The sequence below is a fragment of the Collinsella sp. AF31-11 genome (assembly GCF_003475605.1).
Classification (GTDB): Bacteria; Actinomycetota; Coriobacteriia; order Coriobacteriales; family Coriobacteriaceae; genus Collinsella.
Genome location: NZ_QRQS01000015.1, coordinates 1 through 19,166 on the forward strand (window position 1 = coordinate 1; position 19,166 = coordinate 19,166).

At 61.2% G+C, this 19,166-nt stretch carries 15 protein-coding genes and 1 tRNA gene; 4 read left to right on the forward strand and 12 right to left on the reverse strand.

From position 1 onward, the window contains the following. The 6 genes from rfbA to DWZ22_RS09180 all read right to left on the reverse strand — a co-directional run. A partial coding sequence (gene rfbA / locus DWZ22_RS09155; protein ID WP_118405968.1) for a glucose-1-phosphate thymidylyltransferase RfbA occupies positions 1-674 on the reverse strand: 674 nt, incomplete at its 3' end. A gap of 3 nt (positions 675-677) precedes the next feature. Then, the gene (locus tag DWZ22_RS09160) at positions 678-1,547 is read right to left on the reverse strand and encodes a glycosyltransferase family 2 protein (protein ID WP_118405969.1); all 870 of its coding nucleotides are present in this window, start codon (positions 1,545-1,547) and stop codon (positions 678-680) included. Then, entirely contained in the window at positions 1,548-2,249 is a 702-nt protein-coding gene (locus DWZ22_RS09165) for a sugar transferase (protein WP_199583484.1), read from the reverse strand. Between the two features lie 81 nt (positions 2,250-2,330). Further along, on the reverse strand, positions 2,331-2,921 hold the full coding sequence (locus tag DWZ22_RS09170; RefSeq protein ID WP_118405970.1) for a hypothetical protein: 591 nt from the start codon (positions 2,919-2,921) through the stop codon (positions 2,331-2,333). A 327-nt stretch (positions 2,922-3,248) separates the two neighbouring features. Beyond that, a complete protein-coding gene (gene thrS / locus DWZ22_RS09175) occupies positions 3,249-5,012 on the reverse strand; it encodes a threonine--tRNA ligase (RefSeq protein WP_118405971.1) in 1,764 nt (587 codons plus the stop codon). Between the two features lie 235 nt (positions 5,013-5,247). Beyond that, complete coding sequence (locus DWZ22_RS09180; protein ID WP_055251579.1) at positions 5,248-5,679, reverse strand: zinc ribbon domain-containing protein; 432 nt, start codon at positions 5,677-5,679, stop codon at positions 5,248-5,250. 325 nt (positions 5,680-6,004) lie between these two features. Here DWZ22_RS09180 and DWZ22_RS09185 point away from each other — a divergent pair, with 325 nt between their 5' ends. The 4 genes from DWZ22_RS09185 to DWZ22_RS09200 all read left to right on the forward strand — a co-directional run bounded on the left by DWZ22_RS09185 (position 6,005) and on the right by DWZ22_RS09200 (position 10,778). Next, positions 6,005-7,459, forward strand: a complete 1,455-nt coding sequence (locus DWZ22_RS09185) for an NAD(P)/FAD-dependent oxidoreductase (RefSeq protein WP_118405972.1) — start codon at positions 6,005-6,007, stop codon at positions 7,457-7,459. A gap of 1 nt (position 7,460) precedes the next feature. After that, positions 7,461-8,804 carry an NAD(P)/FAD-dependent oxidoreductase gene (locus tag DWZ22_RS09190; protein WP_233546486.1) on the forward strand — a complete coding sequence of 448 codons (1,344 nt, stop codon included), beginning with the start codon at positions 7,461-7,463 and terminating at the stop codon, positions 8,802-8,804. Between the two features lie 3 nt (positions 8,805-8,807). After that, positions 8,808-9,218 carry a DUF1667 domain-containing protein gene (locus tag DWZ22_RS09195; RefSeq protein WP_118405973.1) on the forward strand — a complete coding sequence of 137 codons (411 nt, stop codon included), beginning with the start codon at positions 8,808-8,810 and terminating at the stop codon, positions 9,216-9,218. 471 nt (positions 9,219-9,689) lie between these two features. Then, complete coding sequence (locus DWZ22_RS09200) at positions 9,690-10,778, forward strand: Xaa-Pro peptidase family protein (protein ID WP_199583485.1); 1,089 nt, start codon at positions 9,690-9,692, stop codon at positions 10,776-10,778. 151 nt (positions 10,779-10,929) lie between these two features. Here DWZ22_RS09200 and DWZ22_RS09205 read toward each other — a convergent pair whose 3' ends face one another. The 6 genes from DWZ22_RS09205 to DWZ22_RS09230 form a co-directional block, all read right to left on the reverse strand. Beyond that, positions 10,930-12,273 (reverse strand): folylpolyglutamate synthase/dihydrofolate synthase family protein, encoded by a 1,344-nt coding sequence (locus tag DWZ22_RS09205; RefSeq protein WP_118405974.1) that lies wholly within the window; start codon positions 12,271-12,273, stop codon positions 10,930-10,932. A 278-nt stretch (positions 12,274-12,551) separates the two neighbouring features. Further along, positions 12,552-15,248, reverse strand: a complete 2,697-nt coding sequence (locus DWZ22_RS09210; protein ID WP_118405975.1) for a valine--tRNA ligase — start codon at positions 15,246-15,248, stop codon at positions 12,552-12,554. 211 nt (positions 15,249-15,459) lie between these two features. Continuing rightward, entirely contained in the window at positions 15,460-16,869 is a 1,410-nt protein-coding gene (gene clpX / locus DWZ22_RS09215) for an ATP-dependent Clp protease ATP-binding subunit ClpX (protein ID WP_118405976.1), read from the reverse strand. A 1-nt stretch (position 16,870) separates the two neighbouring features. Then, positions 16,871-17,491 (reverse strand): ATP-dependent Clp protease proteolytic subunit, encoded by a 621-nt coding sequence (locus tag DWZ22_RS09220; protein WP_022095182.1) that lies wholly within the window; start codon positions 17,489-17,491, stop codon positions 16,871-16,873. 163 nt (positions 17,492-17,654) lie between these two features. Continuing rightward, positions 17,655-18,956, reverse strand: coding sequence for a trigger factor (gene tig / locus DWZ22_RS09225; RefSeq protein WP_158573323.1), 1,302 nt, complete (start codon positions 18,954-18,956; stop codon positions 17,655-17,657). An 87-nt stretch (positions 18,957-19,043) separates the two neighbouring features. Next, positions 19,044-19,127: transfer RNA gene (locus DWZ22_RS09230), tRNA-Leu, on the reverse strand. Positions 19,128-19,166: the final 39 nt, after the last annotated feature.

A 19,166-nucleotide genomic window follows, 5' to 3' on the forward strand; every position in this document is an offset into this window, starting at 1 on the left:
TCCAGCCACGCGTAGCCGCGGCCGAGGGTGACCACGGACAGGGTCCCCTCCTCCAGGTACATCTGGTTGAGCGTGGTGATCTCCAGCTCGCCGCGGGCGGAGGGCTTGACCTCGTGGGCCTTGGCGGCCACGTCGCCCGGGCAGAAATACAGGCCGGTGACGGCGTAGGGGCTCTTGGGCTGGGCGGGCTTCTCCTCGATGGAGACGGCGCGGCCCTCGCGATCGAACTCCACGACGCCGAAGCGCTCGGGGTCGTCCACGTGGTAGCCGAAGACCGTGGCGCGGCCCGACTCGGCGTTCTGGACGGCGCGCGTCAGATGACGGCTGAGGCCGTTGCCGTAGAAGATGTTGTCGCCGAGCACGAGGGCGCACGGCTCGCCGGCGATGAAGTCCTCGCCGATGGTGAACGCCTGCGCGAGGCCGTCCGGCGAGGGCTGCTCGGCGTAGGAGAGGTTCACGCCGTAGCGCGAGCCGTCCCCGAGCAGGCGCTCGAAGTTGGGGAGGTCGGTCGGGGTGGAGATGACCAGGATGTCCCGGATGCCCGCCAGCATGAGCGTGGACAGCGGGTAGTAGATCATGGGCTTGTCGTAGACCGGCAGCAGCTGCTTGGAGGTCACGAGCGTGAGCGGGTACAGGCGGGTGCCGGACCCGCCGGCGAGGATAATGCCTTTCATTAGCTATAACCTTTCATTTCTTGCTGCCCTGCGGCCAGCGCGATTTCCGAGAAGGCGGGCGCAGCAGTCGACTCCGAAAGCAACGAACTCGCCAAGACTTCCCTCTCGTAGAAGTTGCAACGAAACCATCTTGGCGAGCCGGCCTCCTTCACCAATCTCACTTGCATGCATGAGTTCGTCTGCATGCGTTTCGAGAAAGAAGCCGACAGCGCGGTTGCGGGTAAATTGTTGGGATGGCGTCAAGTTATGCGAGTGATAGACCTCTGCACGCGGCTCGTAAGCCACCTTCAACCCTGAAGCGATAAACCTTGCCGCCATGAGCATGTCCTCGTTAGTGTTAACGTGCTCAAATCCGCCGCATTCGAGATATGCAGTTCGTCGATAGGCAGAACAGGCATCAGATGCAAAGAACGTCTTAATACCGAGTTTCTCGAGATCATATTTGGAACGAACGGATGGCCAGTCGGGATAGTTAAAACCACGCACCAGCTGTTCAAAACGTCGGGCATCCGCCTTAGGCAGCTGCCTGCCGCTTACGAGAGCAATATCGGAATCATCAACCATGGGAGCAACAAGCCGCTCCAGGTAATCATCAGAAACGGGCACAGCATCTTGAGTAAGGAAGCATACAAAGTCACCCCTGGACTCCCTTAGCGCCATGTCTCTTGTGGTGCCGTGGTTGAAATCCTGGCGATCAATCTTCAGCAGGCGGACTCTTTTGTGCTGCCGGACCAGCTCTATAGTTTTATCTTCCGAAGCGGAATCAACGATCAGGATATCAACCGGCTGAATAGACTGATGTTCGAGGGCAATTAAAAGCCCATCGATTTCATGCTCAGCATTAAGAGTCGGAATGATGACGGAGATTTCCATCTATCGCCCCGTCCTCTTCTTGCCGAACATGGCACTGAAGGTGCCTGTGAAGCACTTCCAGTCCATGCGAAAGCAGCGATTGCGCACGTAATTTAGTTCAATTTTTTGACGCAAACCGCTCTCGAAGGTAGCGGCATTACGATCAGTCGCCTGCCACAGGCCCGTAATGCCAGGCTGAACAGAAAGCAACTCAGCTTTTTCTTCATCAGTAAAATGCTGCTCGAGCTCATCCTGTGTAATGGGGCGCGGCCCAATAACGGAAAGATCGCCGTTCAGCACGTTGAGAAACTGCGGCATCTCGTCAATTGAGCACTTACGGATGAACCGACCAACCTTGGTAATGCGGGGGTCATCGTCAACCTTGCGCTCAACTTCCCACTGATGTAGCTGCTCAGGGCTAAGGTACTTATGTACTTCGCCAGCGTCGGAGACCATGCTGCGGAGCTTAAAAATCTTGATGGTCTTTCCGCCCTTGCCAACTCGTTCTTGCGTATACATAGGACTGCCAGGCGATTCAAGGCTGATGAGCGCACACACAATGGCGATAGGGATAAGCAGCAGTACGCTCATCAAAAGACTGAATACAAGGTCAAACAGCCTCTTAATAAAGCGGTAGCCAAGCGTACCGCTCGGTTTAATCTCTTTATTAGCCAGTGCGTCCCCCACGGACACACAGCTCTCTGTTACTTCTTTTTCAGCCACAATAAAACATACGTTCCTGTCCCCAGGAACCCCCCCATCTATGAACTCAAAATTTGAATTAACTGCTGGCGCAACGTCCCCTTACGTCTTGCTGGGCACGTCCAGCGGAAGCAGCTCCCTGAAAGCGGAGTCGCCTTCGCCCACGTCCACCAGGCACCAGCGCTTATGACGATCGATCTTCTTTACGCGGGCTTCTTGCCCCACCAAGGGCCCCTGCTCTATGTGCAGCACGCCGTCTTCTATACGGGCCACGCTGTTGCGCACAACGCCGTCGTCGTCGAGCACGCTGCGGTACCAGTCCTGCGCGTCGTCCGGCATGGGCGCATAGGCCCGCTCCCTGCTGCCGGCAATGCGGCAGCCAAAGCTCAACTGGGCCAAAGCCCTATCGAGCACGGCGGCATCGCGCGTGGCGACGAAGAAGTATTCCTTGTACATAGGTTTGGTTTGGAGCGACCATGCGCCGTCCCGCTTAAACCAGAACTCCTTTTGCATCACAAAAGCGTCCTGCATCAGTTCGTGCGGGATAATGCGGCGGACCTTTTCGCAGGTCTCGCGCTCTTTTCCATTGGGGGTGTGAGCCAGATACCAGCGGACGCGACCGTGCTGGCTGTTGGTGGTGGCGCCGCTAAAAGCACCCGGCAGCTGCTCTTGGCGCCGTGTAGTCTGTTCCATGTTCTCGCCCCCCTCTTTTGGCTTTGCGATGCACGCAAATGCAGGGGCGTTTAGAACAGGCTTCTCGCTCGCAGCTAGGCGCAGTCGCAAAAGTACAGGTTTTTGTATCTTTCTACAGACGACATTATACGAGCAATTAATCAGCGTTTGCCCAGATTACGCAAAATGTACTGCTAGTAGGTACATCTCCATACCCCTCTATAAAAACCTGTACCTTTTTGTACAACAAAAAAAACCGCTCAACCAGCGGCTTTTTTTATTTGGGTATGAAAAAAGGCGACCGTCCTTTGTGGACGGTCGCCTTTGTTAATTGTTGTGTTGCTTGCCTTAGGCGCGGGTCTTGATCTCCTCGAGAACCTTGGCAACAAACTCGTCAACGCTCATCTGAACGGTCTCGTTGGAGCGATCGCGGACGGAGATGTTGCCGGCCTCGACCTCCTTCTCGCCCAGGATGAGCATGTAGGGCACGCGGTCGATGCTGCGGGCCTCGCGGATCTTGTAGCCGATCTTCTCGTCGCGGTCGTCGCAGACCACGCGAATGCCGGCCGCCTCCAGCTTGGCGCACACCTCGTGGGCGTAGTCGCGGCTCTTCTCAGAGACGGGAAGCGCCTTGACCTGCACGGGAGCCAGCCAGGTGGGGAACTTGCCAGCAAAGTGCTCAATCAGAATACCGATGAAGCGCTCGATGGAGCCAAAGCATACGCGGTGCAGCATGATGGGGCGCTTCTTGGTGCCGTCGGCGTCCACGTACTCCAGATCAAAGTTGAGCGGCATCTGGAAGTCGAGCTGGACGGTACCGCACTGCCAGGTACGGCCGAGCGAGTCCTCCAGGTGGAAGTCGATCTTGGGACCGTAGAAGGCGCCGTCGCCCTCGTTGACCTCGTAGTCCATGCCCAGCTTCTCCAGAGCGGTGCGCAGGCCCTCCTCGGCGCGTGCCCAGTCCTCGTCGGAACCCATGGAGTCCTCGGGGCGAGTGGAAAGCTCAACGTGGTACTTAAAGCCAAACTTCTGGTACACGGAGTCGATGAGGTTGACCACGCCCACGATCTCGTCGGTCAGCTGGTCGGGACGCACAAACAGGTGGGCGTCGTCCTGGTTAAAGCAGCGCACGCGGAACAGGCCGTGCAGGGCGCCGCGCAGCTCGTGGCGGTGCACCAGGCCAATCTCGCCGGCGCGAATGGGCAGCTCGCGGTAGGAGTGCGGCTTGGAGGCGTACACCAGCACGCCGCCCGGGCAGTTCATGGGCTTAATGCAGTACTCTTCGTCGTCAATGACGGTGGAGTACATGTTGTCCTTGTAGTGGTCCCAGTGGCCCGAGGTCTTCCACAGCTGCTTGTTCATGATGAGCGGCGTGGAGATCTCCACGTAGCCGGCCTTGAGGTGGATCTCGCGCCAGTAGTCCAGCAGCGTGTTCTTAAGGATCATGCCGTTGGGCAGGAAGAACGGGAAGCCGGGGGCCTCGTCGCGCATCATAAAGAGGTCCATCTCGCGGCCGATCTTGCGGTGGTCGCGCTTCTTGGCCTCCTCCAGCATGTGCATGTGCTCGTCGAGCTCTTCCTTGGTGGCAAAGGCGACGCCGTTGATGCGAGTGAGCATCTTGTTGTCCTTGTCGCCCTTCCAGTAGGCGCCCGAGACGCCGGTGAGCTTAAAGGCCTTCAACGCCTTGGTGTAGCAGATGTGGGGGCCGACGCACATGTCGATGTAGTCGCCCTGCTGGTAGAAGGTGATGCGGGCGTCATCGTCCAGGTCGCCGATGTGCTCGACCTTGTACTTCTCGCCGCGCTCCTCCATAAGGGCAATGGCCTCGGCGCGGGGCTTCTCGTACACGGAGAACTTGAGGTTCTCCTTAACGATCTTCTTCATCTCGGCCTCGATCGCGGGGAAGTCGTCCTCGCTGATCTTGACGCCCTCGGGCAGGTCGACATCGTAGTAAAAGCCGTTGTCGGTCGCGGGGCCGTAGGCAAAGTCGGCCTCGGGATAGAGGCGCTTGATGGCCTGCGCCATGATGTGCGCGGCGGAGTGGCGGATGACGTGCGTGACCTCGTCCTGCGGGAGCTCGGCCACCGAACCGTCATTGTAGAGTACCTTCATGGGTATGTTTTCTCCTCTCGGATGCCTGATGCAAGTGCGTGCGATGCGCTCGGCGTTTTTGACTTGCATCATTATAGGCAGGTTGCCTTGGTATACAAGCGCCCGCCGCACCTCAATGGCACGGCGGGCGATTTTCTACGCATGCTTCATCGTGTGGGGCGGGGCTGCGGGGCGCGCATGGCTTGCGCGGGACGCACGGTGCCCGTGGCTTGCGGCCGGCCCGGCGATGGATGCGTTACTGGATGCGAGTTCGGCAGTAGGGGCAGACCTTCCAGTGCGCATCGAGCGGGCGATGGCAGCTGGGGCAGACATTGCGAACCTGAGTATCGCACACCGGGCAGACAACAAAGTCCTTCTCGATGGGCGCGCCGCACTGCGGGCAGGTGCCGTACTGGGCAAGTTGGCGCTCGCGCAGGGCCATGTCCAGCTCCTGCTCCTCGCGGTCGGACGCGTAGGAGTGCGGACGCAGGACCAGGTAGGCAATGAGGCCCACAAACGGGATGAGGGCGATGATGCCCCATGCCACGTAGGCGCTGGCGCCGCGGCGGCGAGCGTCGATGAACACATAGACGACCGACAGCACATACAGGGCGATGATAAAGCCAACGAAGGCATAGACGACGCCCATAAGCTGCGGCGACATGAGCTCAGAGATGTACTTGGACATTACGGATACCTTTCGGGATATTTACAGTACGGTCAAGTTTACCACGGGGTTTGTTTATATGGGACTACGGCTGGGTACGGATCCGGCGCGGACACAAACATCTCAATCTGTAACAGGTGGGAGCGGAATCCGGTCCTAGATGTTACAGAACGAGACAAACCTCTGACGCCAGGGGCGGCAGACGAAGTTATCGACGTTACTGAGTCTCCCCTCGTCTGCCGTTAGCGGGCGCTGCGGGGCTGTTCGCCGCATTGCCGCCGCACTGAGGGTGTGCAGACCGTAGGATAGTCTTATTGACAGCCTGTCAACTCGTCTGGGAGGCACTGTGACAGAAACGTTTGATATCGCGATTGTCGGCGCGGGCATCACCGGATGCGCCATCGCGCGGCAGCTCGCGCGCTATGACCTGTCCATTTGCGTGGTCGAGGCGGCTAACGATATTGCGCTGGGCGCGTCGAAGGCCAACGGCGGCCTGGTGCACGCTGGCTACGATCCGGCGCCGGGCACGGTTAAGGCCCAGGTCAACGCTCGTGGTTGTGAGCTGTACGGTACGTGGGCGCAGGAGCTGGGCTTTTTGTTCCGTCGCACCGGATCGATGGTGTTGGGCTTTAACGACGAGGACCGCGCGCATCTGGAGCAGCTGCGGTGCAACGGCCTTGCCAACGGCGTGCCCGAGCTGTCGATCATCGGACCCGACCGCATCCACGAATTAGAGCCGCGCGCCAGTGCCGATGCAACGTGCGCGTTGTGGTGCCCCTCGACTGGATTTGTCGACCCGTTTGAGGTTGCCATCGCCGCGCTGGAGAATGCCGTGGCCAACGGGGTGACATTTATGCGCTCCGCACCGGTGGAGGCGATTGAGGTTGCTGGCTCGGGCGACGGCTCGCGCTTTACGCTGGCGACCCCCGCTGGCAACGTGCGCTGCCGCTACCTGATCAATGCCGCGGGCAACGGCGCCGCGGACATCTCGCATATGGCGGGCGCCGAGGAGTTCCAGATGGTCTGGCGTCAGGGCAACATCGTGGTGCTGGACAAGGAGCCGCGCACGCTCATGCCGCTCTACCCCGTGCCGACGCCGGTGTCGAAAGGCGTTATCGTGACGGGCACCGTGCATGGCAACACCGTGATCACCGCCACGGCTGCCGTGCGCGAGCCGGGCGACACGCAGACCTATGCGAGCGATGTGAACGCGCTGCTGACCGGCGCGCGCAAACTGGTGCCCGATCTGGATACGCGCCGCGTGGTGCGCGCATTTGCCGGCGGGCGCCCGGTCATTCAGGGAACGAACGACTTCTTTATTGGACAGTCGGCCGTGGTGCCAGGGCTGTTCCAGGCAGCGGGCATTCAGTCGCCGGGCGTGGCGAGCGCGCCGGCAATTGCCGAGCGCATGGAGCTTGTGATGCGTGAGGCGGGCGTGGAGCTGCACGAGCGGGCAGACTGGAACCCAATTCGCCGCGCGCCGGACGACTTTGACCGCGCACCGCTGGCGCGCAAGGAGGAGCTGATCGAGTCCGATCCCGCGTGGGGACAGATTATCTGCCGCTGTGAGACGGTACCCGAGGCCGAGATTGTGGCCGCGATTCGGCGCCAGCCGGGCGCAGTTTCGGTCGAGGGCGTCAAGCGACGCTGCCGCGCCGGCATGGGTCGGTGCCAAAGTGGCTTTTGCCAGAGCCGCGTGGTTGCGATCCTTGCTCGCGAGTTGGGCTGCGACCCCAGCGAGGTGCTGTTGGAGGATGCCGGATCTTGGTTGGTCGAGGGACCGCTGAAGGGGGTGCGCTAGGATGGCGACGTTTGATATGCGCGATGGACGAGCGGAGGCGAGCGCCGTGGCAACGCAAGCCTTCGACGTGGTCGTCATCGGAGGCGGCCCCGCCGGTATGGCGGCCGCACTTGCCGCGCATAAGGCCGGCGCACGCGTGGCCATCGTGGAGCGCGAGCAGCACCTGGGCGGCATACTGCGCCAGTGCATCCACCCCGGCTTTGGCCTGTCGCACTTTAAACAGGAGCTCACCGGTCCCGAGTACGCACAGCGCTTTATCGACCAGGTGCGCGCAACCGACATTGCGCTGTTCCTGAACAGCATGGTAATTGGGATTGATTCAGGCGAGCCTACGGAAGACACCGCGGTCCATACCGTCACGCTCATGAATCCCTCCGGTATGCTGCAGCTAAACGGGCGCGCGATCGTCCTTGCCATGGGCTGCCGCGAGCGCACGCGCAGCGAGATCAAGATCCCCGGCAGTCGTCCCGCCGGCGTGTTTACGGCCGGCTTGGCGCAGCGATACATCAATATCGAGAACCTCAAACCCGGCTCGCGCGCCGTCATTTTGGGTTCAGGCGATATCGGGCTCATCATGGCACGTCGCTGCACGCTCGAGGGGATTTCGGTCGAGGGCGTGTATGAGCTCATGCCGCACGTCAACGGTCTGCGCCGCAATGTAAAAAACTGCCTGGACGACTTTGGAATTCCGCTGCGTCTGTCCACCACCGTCACGCGCGTGATCGGACACGACCGCGTGGAAGCCGTCGAGGTAAGCCAAGTCGACGAGCGCCTGGCGCCCATTCCGGGGACCGAGCGCATTGTTCCGTGCGACACACTGCTGCTTTCGGTGGGATTGATTCCCGAGAACGAGCTTTCGGTGGGCGCGGGCGTTGAGCTTGACCCACGTACGCGCGGCGCCGTGGTGGACCAGAGCCTGCAGACGGGCGTGCCGGGTATCTTTGCCTGCGGCAACGTGTTGCACGTGCACGACCTGGCCGACAACGTAACGACCGAGTCCGAGAGGGCTGGCGCAGCTGCAGCGGCGTACGCGCTGGGGAACGACGCGGGCACCATTCCAGACTGCGAGCTCACCGTCTCCCCTGCCAGCATTGCGGGATACGCGCTACCGGGACGCATTACGGCCATGGCGCTCACCAAACTCAACTTTCGTGTACGCCGGCCGGTCGACGCCGCCCGCGTGCGCATTCTGGCAGGCAACGAGGAGCTATTCGCAGGCAAGGTCCGCGCGTTTAAGCCAAGCGTAATGGAGAGCTTCCCGCTGCCGGCAAAGGTAATTCAACGCGCACTCAACCTGGGCGTCAGCGAGATTGTCCTATCCGTCGACCCTGTTGAGGAGGCGTAGTCCATGAGCGATAACGCAATCGAAACGCTGCAGTTCAACTGCACCACCTGCCCATCCGAGTGTCTCCTGACCGTAGAGGTAGAGCGTGACGCAGACGGCGCCGTAGTAGAGGTGCGCTCCGTAACCGGCAACAGCTGCCCGCGCGGCGACAAGTTCGCGCACCAGGAACTCACCTGCCCCATGCGCGTACTCACCACCACCGTCGCCGTCTCCGGCGGCGACGAAGCCCTGCTCCCCGTGCGCACGGCCGAAGCCATCCCGCTGGCGCTCCACGCCCAAGCCATGGCCCTCATCCGAGGCCTAGTCGTCAACGCCCCCATCCGCATGGGCGACGTCGTGCTAGAGAACCTCCTAGGCACCAACATCAACCTAATCGCCAGCATGGACATCGACCGAGCCCAAGTAGCTAATTAGGGACGGAGCTCTTTTAGCTACCCCGCCATCCACCCCGCCCCTCCTCAATTGCGGTGAAATAGTTCCTGATTTCCGCCAAAACCCCGGCATCCAGGAACTATTCCACCGCAACTATCCTTGGAATCGGTATTCAGCTTGTGCCTACTTTAGTGCCATTTCAAAACTATGCCGGATTACGGGGCCGATTCGGAGACCCCCATCCATACCGGCAGTTTTCGATTTTTGATAAGCCGTCTACCTGCGGTTTTAATTTCGCGATTTTACCCATGGTCAAGTAATACAGGTCCAGCCCCGTAATCCGCCATACTTTTGAAACCAGCCCATTTGGGACGGGCCTCTTATGACTCCTTTTTCCTGCACACTTGCCAGGCTGGCCATGCCAAGGAGTGTCCCGAAGTGCCGTCATAAAAGGAGCGTCCCTATGTGCCGGGCTTGGGATACCATGGTGGCACCCTAGCGAAAGGACGATGTATGGCACATGTCGATGACCAGCGTGTGGCTCACGTGCTTGATGCGCTCGAGGCTCAGCACCCCGGCGCACAGTTGCTCGTAAACGACCCGTGGTCGATTTACTATCTGACCGGTTTTTATGCCGATATGTTCGAGCGTTTTTGCGGCGTGCTGCTCGCACGCGATAGCGAACCTGTGATCTTGGTCAACGCGCTGCATCAGCTGCCCGAGTACGACAATGCCCGCGTGGCCTATCACACCGATACTGACGTCGTGGCCGACGCCATCGTTCGCGAGGTCGATCCGAACAAACCGCTCGGCATCGACACCGTCATGCGCTCCGGCTTTTTGATGCCGCTTATGGAGTGCCACGCCGCCAGCGAGTTTTTCCTGGGTGACTTTGCCGTCACCGCCGCACGCACCTACAAGGATGCCACCGAGCAGGAGCTTATGCGCACGTCCTCGACCGCTAACGACGCTGTGATGGCCGACGCCATCAAACTCGTCCACGAGGGTGTGACGGAGCGCGAGATTGCCGACCAGATGCTCGGCTTGTATCGCAAGCACGGCTGCGAGGGCTTTAGCTTTCCGCCCATCGTGAGCTTTGGCGCCAACGCCGGCGACCCGCATCATGAACCCGACGACACCGTGCTCAAGCGTGGCGACGTGGTGCTGTTCGACATTGGCGGACGCCATCGCAACTACTGCTCGGACATGACGCGCACGTTCTTTTGGGGCGAGCCGGACGAGGAGACGGCGCGCATCTACGACATCGTTCGCCGCGCCAACGAGGCCGCCGAGGCACTCATCGCACCGGGCGTGCGCATGTGCGACCTGGACCGCGCCGCGCGCGACGTGATTGAGGACGCTGGCTACGGCAAGTACTTCACGCATCGTCTGGGACACTCGATCGGCTTGCAGGACCACGAGCCGGGCGACGTTTCACTCGTCAACGAGCAGGTCGTAGAGCCGGGCATGACGTTCTCCATCGAGCCGGGCATCTACCTCCCCGGCCGCACCGGCGTCCGCATCGAGGACCTGGCCCTGGTGACCGAGAACGGCGTCGAGATTCTCAACGCCTACCCCCACGACGCCATGCGCCTGGACTAGGCTCATCCCCAACTGAAGAGGAAACTTGGGTAGCTAATTTGGGACGGGGCTTTTTTAGCTGCCCTATGTCAAATGTGGTTTCCTGCTTCGAAGACTCCGGGTAGGGTAGCTAAAAAAGCCCCGTCCCAAATTAGCTACCCTCCAGGATGGGTTAACGGAGCAGACCGGCTACTTCGCCGGCTAGGGTGATGGTGCCGGCTGCTACGAAGGGCTCGCCCGCGGCATCGAAGGCAGCGAGGGCCTCGGGCACGCTGGGGTACACGCCCGCGAGCTTATCGGCATCAACGAGAGCGGCGAGTTCCTCTGCCGGCAGGGCGCGATCGGAATCGGTCTGGGTCACGACCACGCGGGGGAACGCCGGAACCAGAACGTCAACGATGCCCGCCACGTCCTTATCGGCCAGCGCGGCACACAGCAGCGTGGGGCGGTTCTCCACGCACGGATCGATCTCGTCCAGCGCGCTCACAAAGTTCTCGCAGCTCTGGGGATTATGGCAGGCGTCAATCAGCTTGAGCGGATCAGTTCCCAGAACATCAAATCGGCCCGGCGTGGGGCAGCCCATAAGCGAAGCATCAAGCTTGTCATGGTCGAGCTCGCGGCCCAGATACCCCTCGCACAGCATAATCGCACACGCTGCATTCTGCGGCTGATACGCCGGCTTCACCATGCTCGAAGCATAGATCGCACGCGGCGTAGTGCAGCTAAACTCCACCGTGTCGCCAACATGCGCCGGCACCTTAGTCGTGGCGTGGCTCACCACGAGCGGCACGATGCCGCACTCGCGGCAACGGGCATCCATCACGCGCTGAACGCTCGCCTCGTGCGTGCCCTCGCCCAGCACAACCAGGCGTCCGGGCTTAATGACCGCAGCCTTCTCACCCGCAATGGCCTCAAGCGTATCGCCCAGAATGCGTGTATGGTCGAGCCCAATGCCCGTGATGGCAACGGCGACGGGATCGGTCGCGCTCGTGGCGTCCCAACGGCCGCCCATGCCAACCTCGAGCACGGCAACATCCACCGCAGCCTCGGCAAACACCACAAGCGCAGCAGCCGTCAGCAGGTCAAACGGCGTGATGGTATAGGCGCGCTCCCCCGCCGCCACACGGTGCGCATTCACGCGACGCCCCGCCTCGACAGCCGCCGAAACGCCACGGGCAAAGGCATCGTCGCTCACAACGCGCCCGTCAACCTCCATGCGCTCGGGATAGCGAACAAGCTGCGGCGACGTATACAGTGCGGTTTTAAGCCCTTCGCCACGAAGAATAGCAGCCGAAAAACGCGTGGTCGAAGTCTTGCCATTGGTACCGGCAACCTGAACGCAATCAAAGTACTCGTCCGGACGGCCCAGCTCATCGAGCATATCGACAACCGTCTCAAGCAAAGGCCCTGCATCCCCAGAAATCCGCCCCGTATCAGCAGCAAGCCCCACAGCCTCATCAAACGAAAGCCAATCAAACGAGAAAGGAACGACATACGACCCAGAACGCTTAGCCATAACCCAAAGTCCCCCATAACAGAAAAAGAGGCCCACCAAAAAGAATGAGCCCCTCGCGTTGACAATATCAGCCATTATCCGCTTGCAGCAAGATCAAGGCCACAACCCAGTGGCCTTAACCGGCAGACAGCGGACGCCCCGTAACCGCCATGGGAGCGGTTTGGGGCTTTGCTCGATACAAGTTCCGCACGAGCCGAAGGCCACTTAATGTGGCCTTCGTGCGAGCAGGACTGTCCGCAGTAGCGAGCAATGCCCCAAACCGCGTCCCCCAGTACCGCCTACGAGAAGTCAGCAACCTGAGCAGTCAGCGCCGCCAGGATCTCCTTGAGCTCAGCTGCACGGTCCCTCTTCTTCTGGACCACCGCGGGCGCGGCCTTGGCCACAAAGCCCTCGTTGGCGAGCGTCTTCTCGCAGCCGAGGAGCTCCTTCTGGGCCGCGGCGATCTCCTTCTCCAGGCGCGCCTTCTCGGCCGAAAGGTCGACCTTGCCCTCGAGCACCACAAAGACCTCGATGCCGCTATCGACCACAGCGATGCTCGCGCCCGGCTTCTCAACGTCGGTACCCATGACCAGCGAGGCGGTGTTGGCCAGCGGCTCGATGGTCGAGCGCAGGCTCTCGAGCTTCTCAATGTCCTCGGCACCGGCGCGCACGACTACATCGAGCTCGGCCTTGGGGCTCAAGCGATAACGCGAACGCGTGGCGCGGGCGGCGGAAACGACGGTGCGGCACAGCTCAAACGCGCGCTCGGCGGGCTCGTCAACGTACTTGGCGTAGTCGGCGGGCTCGGGCCACTTGGCAATCATGAGCGCCTCGGCGCGGTCCACGTTGCCCTCGGCGTCCAGATCGAGCACGCTCGCCGGCATGTTGTCCCAAATCTCCTCGGTGACAAACGGCATGAGCGGGTGCATCAGGCGAATGGAGGTGTCGAGCACAAAGATCAGGTTGCGCTGCGCCTGCAGACGGCCCTCGCCCTTCAGACGGGCCTTGGTGACCTCGACGTACCAGTCGCAGACCTCGTTCCAGAAGAACTGCTGCACGCCGCGGGCCATGTCGCCAAAGGTGTAGTTCTCAATACCCTCGGTGACCATCTTGACGGCCTTGGCCAGGCGGCTGAACATCCAGGCGTCGGCCGGCGTCTCCACGACGGGCTCGCCGGGCGTGTAGCCCTCCATGTTCATAAGCAGGAAGCGGCTGGCGTTCCAGATCTTGGTCACAAACGACTTAGCCTGGTCGGTACGCGGGCTGTCGATGAGCTTCTTGGTCTTCTTATCGATGTTCGCGTCAAACTTGACGTCCTGGTTGTTGGTGCACAGCGTCAGCAGGTTGTAACGCATGGCGTCGGCGCCATACATACCAATGAGGTCCATGGGGTCAACGCCGTTGCCCTTGGACTTGGACATGCGGCTGCCGTCCTTGGCAAGAATCGTCGGGTAGATGACGACGTCCTTAAACGGCACCTCGTCCAGGAAGTACAGCGAGCTCATAACCATGCGGGCGACCCACAGCGCGATGATGTCGCGCGCGGTGACGAGTGCCGTCGTGGGATGATGGCCCTCGAGCAGCTCCGGCTTTTGCGGCCAGCCCTGCGTGGCGAAGGTCCACAGCTGCGAGCTAAACCACGTGTCCAGCACGTTCTCGTCCTGGTGCACGTGATGCCCGCCGCACTTGGGGCACACATCGGTGTCCTCGGTGAGGGCGTCCTCCCAGCCGCAGTCCTCGCAGTAGAACACGGGGATGCGGTGGCCCCACCACAGCTGGCGGCTGATGCACCAGTCCTTGAGGTTCTCCATCCAGGTGGTGTAGGTCTGCGTCCAGCGCGCGGGGTGGAAGGTGACCTTGCCGGAGTTGACGGCGTCAAGCGCCGGTCCCTTGAGCTTGTCGACGGCCACGAACCACTGCTCGGACAGCCACGGCTCCAGCGCGGAGTCGCAACGGTAGCAGTGCATGACGGAGTGATCGTGCTCATCGACGTGATCGAGCAGGCCGTGCTCGTCGAACCACTTGATGACGGCCTCGCGGCACTCATCGCGGTTCATGCCGGTAAACTCGCCGTAGCCCTCGACGACCACCGCGTGCTCGTCAAAGATATTGATCTGCAGCAGGTCGTGGGCCTGACCCATGGCGTAGTCGTTGGGGTCGTGGGCCGGGGTGACCTTAACGAAGCCGGAGCCAAAGTTGGCGTCGACATGCCAATCCTCAAAGATAGGGATCTCGCGGTCAACGATGGGGAGCTTGACGGTCTTGCCCACGAAGGCAGCCTTCTCGGGGTCCTTCGGGGAGACGGCAACGCCCGTGTCACCGAGCATGGTCTCGGGGCGCGTGGTGGCGACGACGATGTAGTCCTGGCCGTTGACCGGCTCGGTCAGCGGGTAGCGCAGGTGCCACAGGTGGCCCTTCTCGTCCTTGTACTCGGCCTCGTCGTCCGAAATAGCGGTGGTGCAGTTGGGGCACCAGTTGACGATGCGCTTGCCGCGGTAGATCAGGCCGTCGTGGTACCAGTCGCAGAACACCTTGCGCACGGCCTGGGCGTAGTCCTCGTCCATGGTAAAGCGCTCGTTGTCGAAGTCGACGGAGCAACCCATGCGCTTGATCTGCTCGACGATGATGCCGCCGTACTCGTGGGTCCAGTCCCAGCAGGCGTCGACAAACTTGTCGCGGCCAATCTCCAGGCGGCTGATGCCCTCACTCTTGAGTTTCTTGTCGACCTTGGTCTGCGTGGCGATACCGGCGTGGTCGGTACCCAGCACCCAGCGCGTGGACTTGCCGCGCATGCGGGCCATACGGATGATGGCGTCCTGGATGGAGTCGTCGGTGGCGTGGCCCATGTGGAGCTTGCCGGTCACGTTGGGAGGCGGAATGGTGACGGTACAGTCGCCCACGCCCTCGCGGCGCTTGTAGTAGCCGCCGTCGAGCCACTTCTGCAGGATCGCCGGCTCGTTGGTCGACGGATCGTAGTTCTTGGGCATCTCTTCCATATATCTCTCCCTTGCCCGTCGGGGAGGAATGTAGGCCCGCCAGGGTCTACATTCCTCCCCTTAGGTATCGATTACTTCAGTCTGAATTGACTTTGCCGAGGCTTAAACAAACACACAGAATAGCACAGGTAGTTGGGGTTATTGCGTATATATAAAATAGCCTCCGACCGTGGGTGGTCGGAGGCTATCGACAAAAACGTTTTGACAGGTTTTAGCCGTAGATGCGTTGGGGCTGCTCTTCGCCCTTTACGGAGGCTTCGGTCACGATGACCTTGGTGACGCCCTCCTCGCTGGGCAGGTCGAACATCGTCTGCTGCAGAACGTCCTCGCAGATGGAGCGCAGGCCGCGGGCGCCGGTCTTGCGGGCAAGCGCCATGCGGGCGATCTCGTGCAGGGCGGAGTCCTCAAACTCAAGCTCAACGTCCTCCAGCTGGAACATCTTGCGGTACTGACGCACCACAGCGTTCTTGGGCTCGGTCAGGATCGACACCAGGTCGTCCTCATCGAGCGCCTGCGTCTGGGTAACGACGGGCGTACGTCCCACAAACTCGGGGATCATGCCAAAGGCGTTGAGATCCTGCGGGAGCACCTGACGCAGCAGGTCGTTCTCGTCGACCGATGTGGGGCCGGCGATCTCGGAGTTAAAGCCCACACCCTTGTTGCCCACGCGATCGGCGATGATCTTGTCCAGACCCACAAAGGCACCGCCGCAGATAAACAGGATGTTGGTCGTGTCGATCTGCAGCAGCTCCTGCTGGGGATGCTTGCGACCGCCGGTGGGCGGAACGCTTGCCACCGTGCCCTCAAGGATCTTAAGCAGCGCCTGCTGAACACCCTCGCCCGAAACATCGCGGGTAATGGAGAGGTTCTCGGCCTTGCGGGCGATCTTGTCGATCTCGTCCACGTAGATAATGCCAACCTGCGCGCGCTCGATATCGCCATCGGCGGCATTGATGAGCTTGAGCAGGATGTTCTCCACGTCCTCGCCAACGTAGCCAGCCTCGGTGAGCGCAGTGGCGTCGGCTATGGCAAACGGCACCTCGAGGATGCGCGCAAGCGTCTGGGCGAGCAAGGTCTTACCGGTGCCGGTGGGACCGAGCAGCAAAATGTTGGACTTGGCGAGCTCCACCTCGTCCATATCATCGTCGAGCTGCGAATCCAAGCCGTCATCAAAGGCCGAAAGCGCAGCACCGCCCTCGATCACGCGGCGGTAATGGTTGTACACGGCAACCGACATGGCGCGCTTGGCGTCCTCCTGACCCATGACATAGGCCGAAAGCTCGTCATAGATCTCGTGCGGTGTCGGCACGTGCGTAATGACCTGGCGGGCGTCGTCCTCGAGCTCAAAGCCCTCGGCCTCGGGATCCACGGCAGGCTGACCGGCTGCCTGGCCATGGTCGTTGAGGAAGCCCGGCAGCTTGCCGTTGCGGGCGGCGTCCATAAAGTCCGAAGCCAGCGACTCCTCCAGGATCTCGGAACAGGCGGCAACGCACTCGTCGCAGATAAAGATGTTGGTCGGGCCCTTTACAAGGCGGCGAACCTGCCCCTGCTCTTTTCCGCAGAAGGAGCAGCGAATGGGGTTGCCGTTCTCGTCAAAGTTGTCCTGCATGTTACCGGCCATCCTAGGCGTCCTTCGCGGCGAGGTCGCGCGAGGTGACAATGCGGTCGATCAGGCCGTAGTCAAGGGCCTCGGCAGCGGTCAGGTAGTTGTCGCGCTCGGTATCGGCCTGGACCTTCTCGATGGGCTGGCCCGACGCGTCGGACAGGATCTGGTTGAGCTCGCGGCGGGTCTTCTTGATCTCCTCGGCCACGATCTCAATCTCGGTCTGCTGGCCCTGGGCACCGCCGCTGGGCTGGTGAATCATGACCTTAGAGTGCGGCAAGCAGAAGCGCTTGCCCTTGGCGCCGGCCGAAAGCAGCACGGCGGCCATAGACGCGGCCATACCGACGCAAATGGTCGAGACCTGCGGCTTGATAAAGTTCATGGTGTCCAGAATCGCCAGGCCGGAATAGACCTCGCCACCGGGCGAATTGATGTAGAGCGAGATATCCTTCTCGGCATCCTGGCTCTCAAGATGCAGCAGCTGGGCAACGACCAGGTTGGCGCTGACGGAGTTGATCTCCTCGCCCAAGAAGATGATGCGGTCGTTGAGCAGGCGCGAATAGATATCGTAGCTGCGCTCGCCGCGCGGCGTCTGCTCGATAACGTATGGCACGAGGGCGGAATCGAACTTAGCGATCATACGCATCTCCATTTCTCTCTTGCGGACCAAATTGGTTCTAGATAAACGTACGGTGCCCGCATGCTATGCATTGGCTGGCACCGTACGAAGCAACCGGATAACCGGTGTATAACTTTACCCCATCACGGGCGCACCCATGCGCTCGCGGGCAAGGTGGCGAGAATTACTCGGCGTCCTTGGCGGTCTCGTCGACCTCGGTCACCTTGGCGTTCTCGACCAGGTGGTCGACAGCCTTGGAGCGACGGATGGACTCACGGACGGCAGGCATGCGGCCATCGGCGATGAACTCGGCCTTGGAAGCCTCGACGTCCTTGACGCCGGCCTTCTCGAACTCGGCGTTGATGTCGTCCTCGGTGACCTCGATCTTGAGCTCACGGGCGAGGGCGTCGAGAGCCAGGGACTCACGGGCAACGTCGTTGGCCTGCTTGTGCAGGTCGCCGATGAACTGCTCCATGGTCAGGCCGGAAGCGGGCAGCCAGGTGTCCAGCGTCATGCCGCGGGCAGCGAGGTTGGACAGGAAGTTCTGGCCAAGCTCCTCAAAGACGGACTGCTCGTAGTCGGCATCCATCTCCTCGAGCTGCAGACGCTCGGCGAGAGCGGAGACGCAACGGTTCTCCTTCTCGGCCGGGAGGCGGGAAGCCTTGTCCTGCTCGATCTCGATCTTGATGGCGTCGCGCATGGCGTCGATGCTGTCGAAGCCAAAGTCGGACTTGACGAGCTCGTCGGTGAGCTCGGGGGTGTTACGGACCTTGATGCCCTTGACGGTGACCTCGACGGTGTGGGTCTCGGCCTCCTCGCCCTCCTCGACCTCGTCGGTCCAGGTGACGGTCTTGACGTCGTCGACGTTAGCGCCGATCAGGGCCTCGTTGAACTCCTTGGGGTTGCTGTCGCTACCGGCGATGAGCATGCGGCCCTCGGCGGCAAAGTTGTCGGCGTTCTCAACGGCCTTGAGGTCGACGGTGACGTAGTCCTCGGCCTCGACGGCGCGACCCTCGACGTCCTCGAAGGTGGCGCGGTAGTTGAGGAGCATCTCGACCTGGTTGTTGATCTCGGACTCGGTGACCTCCGCAGGGGGCATCTCGATCTCGACGGCGTCGAAGGAGGAGAGCTCAGCGGCGGGACGCAGGGAGAACTCGACGGTGTAGGTGTAGTCCTCGTGATCCTTGGCGAGGTCGAGCTCCTTGTAGTCACCGTTCTTGGTGGGGACGATGTCCAGCTCGTTGAGGACGGCGGGCTCGTTGGCGGCGATCAGGTCGTTGGTGGCCTGAGCGAGGGTAGCCTCGGCGCCAAGAGCGGAGTCGATAACCGGACGGGGAGCCTTACCGGCGCGGAAGCCCGGGAAGCGGTACTTCTTGGCGGTCTCCTTGTAGGCCTTCTTGATCGCGGCGTCGACGTCGGCGGCCGGGATGGTGACCGTAGCGGTGAGCTTGGCGTCCTTGACGTCAGAAGCGGTGATGTTCAACACGTTCCTCCTCATACTGCCCAGCTTATCTGAGGTGCTGGTACCTTTATGCAACAAGCGTCGCGAGGGCATAAGCCGACGCGGGTGCGTTGGTGCGGGCGAAAGGACTCGAACCTTCACGGGAATCCCACCAGAACCTAAATCTGGCGCGTCTACCAATTCCGCCACGCCCGCATGAGCGCACAGACTAGGAATGATAGCAGATACGAGCGG

Excerpts from the sequence above, each read along its gene's own strand:
- DWZ22_RS09190 (WP_233546486.1), top strand. The coding sequence starts at position 7,461 with ATGGCGACGTTTGATATGCGCGATGGACGAGCGGAGGCGAGCGCCGTG.
- DWZ22_RS09220 (WP_022095182.1), bottom strand. The coding sequence starts at position 17,491 with ATGATCGCTAAGTTCGATTCCGCCCTCGTGCCATACGTTATCGAGCAG.
- DWZ22_RS09170 (WP_118405970.1), bottom strand. The coding sequence starts at position 2,921 with ATGGAACAGACTACACGGCGCCAAGAGCAGCTGCCGGGTGCTTTTAGC.
- DWZ22_RS09180 (WP_055251579.1), bottom strand. The coding sequence starts at position 5,679 with ATGTCCAAGTACATCTCTGAGCTCATGTCGCCGCAGCTTATGGGCGTC.
- DWZ22_RS09200 (WP_199583485.1), top strand. The coding sequence starts at position 9,690 with ATGGCACATGTCGATGACCAGCGTGTGGCTCACGTGCTTGATGCGCTC.
- DWZ22_RS09195 (WP_118405973.1), top strand. The coding sequence starts at position 8,808 with ATGAGCGATAACGCAATCGAAACGCTGCAGTTCAACTGCACCACCTGC.
- DWZ22_RS09160 (WP_118405969.1), bottom strand. The coding sequence starts at position 1,547 with ATGGAAATCTCCGTCATCATTCCGACTCTTAATGCTGAGCATGAAATC.
- DWZ22_RS09205 (WP_118405974.1), bottom strand. The coding sequence starts at position 12,273 with ATGGCTAAGCGTTCTGGGTCGTATGTCGTTCCTTTCTCGTTTGATTGG.
- DWZ22_RS09210 (WP_118405975.1), bottom strand. The coding sequence starts at position 15,248 with ATGGAAGAGATGCCCAAGAACTACGATCCGTCGACCAACGAGCCGGCG.
- clpX (WP_118405976.1), bottom strand. The coding sequence starts at position 16,869 with ATGGCCGGTAACATGCAGGACAACTTTGACGAGAACGGCAACCCCATT.
- thrS (WP_118405971.1), bottom strand. The coding sequence starts at position 5,012 with ATGAAGGTACTCTACAATGACGGTTCGGTGGCCGAGCTCCCGCAGGAC.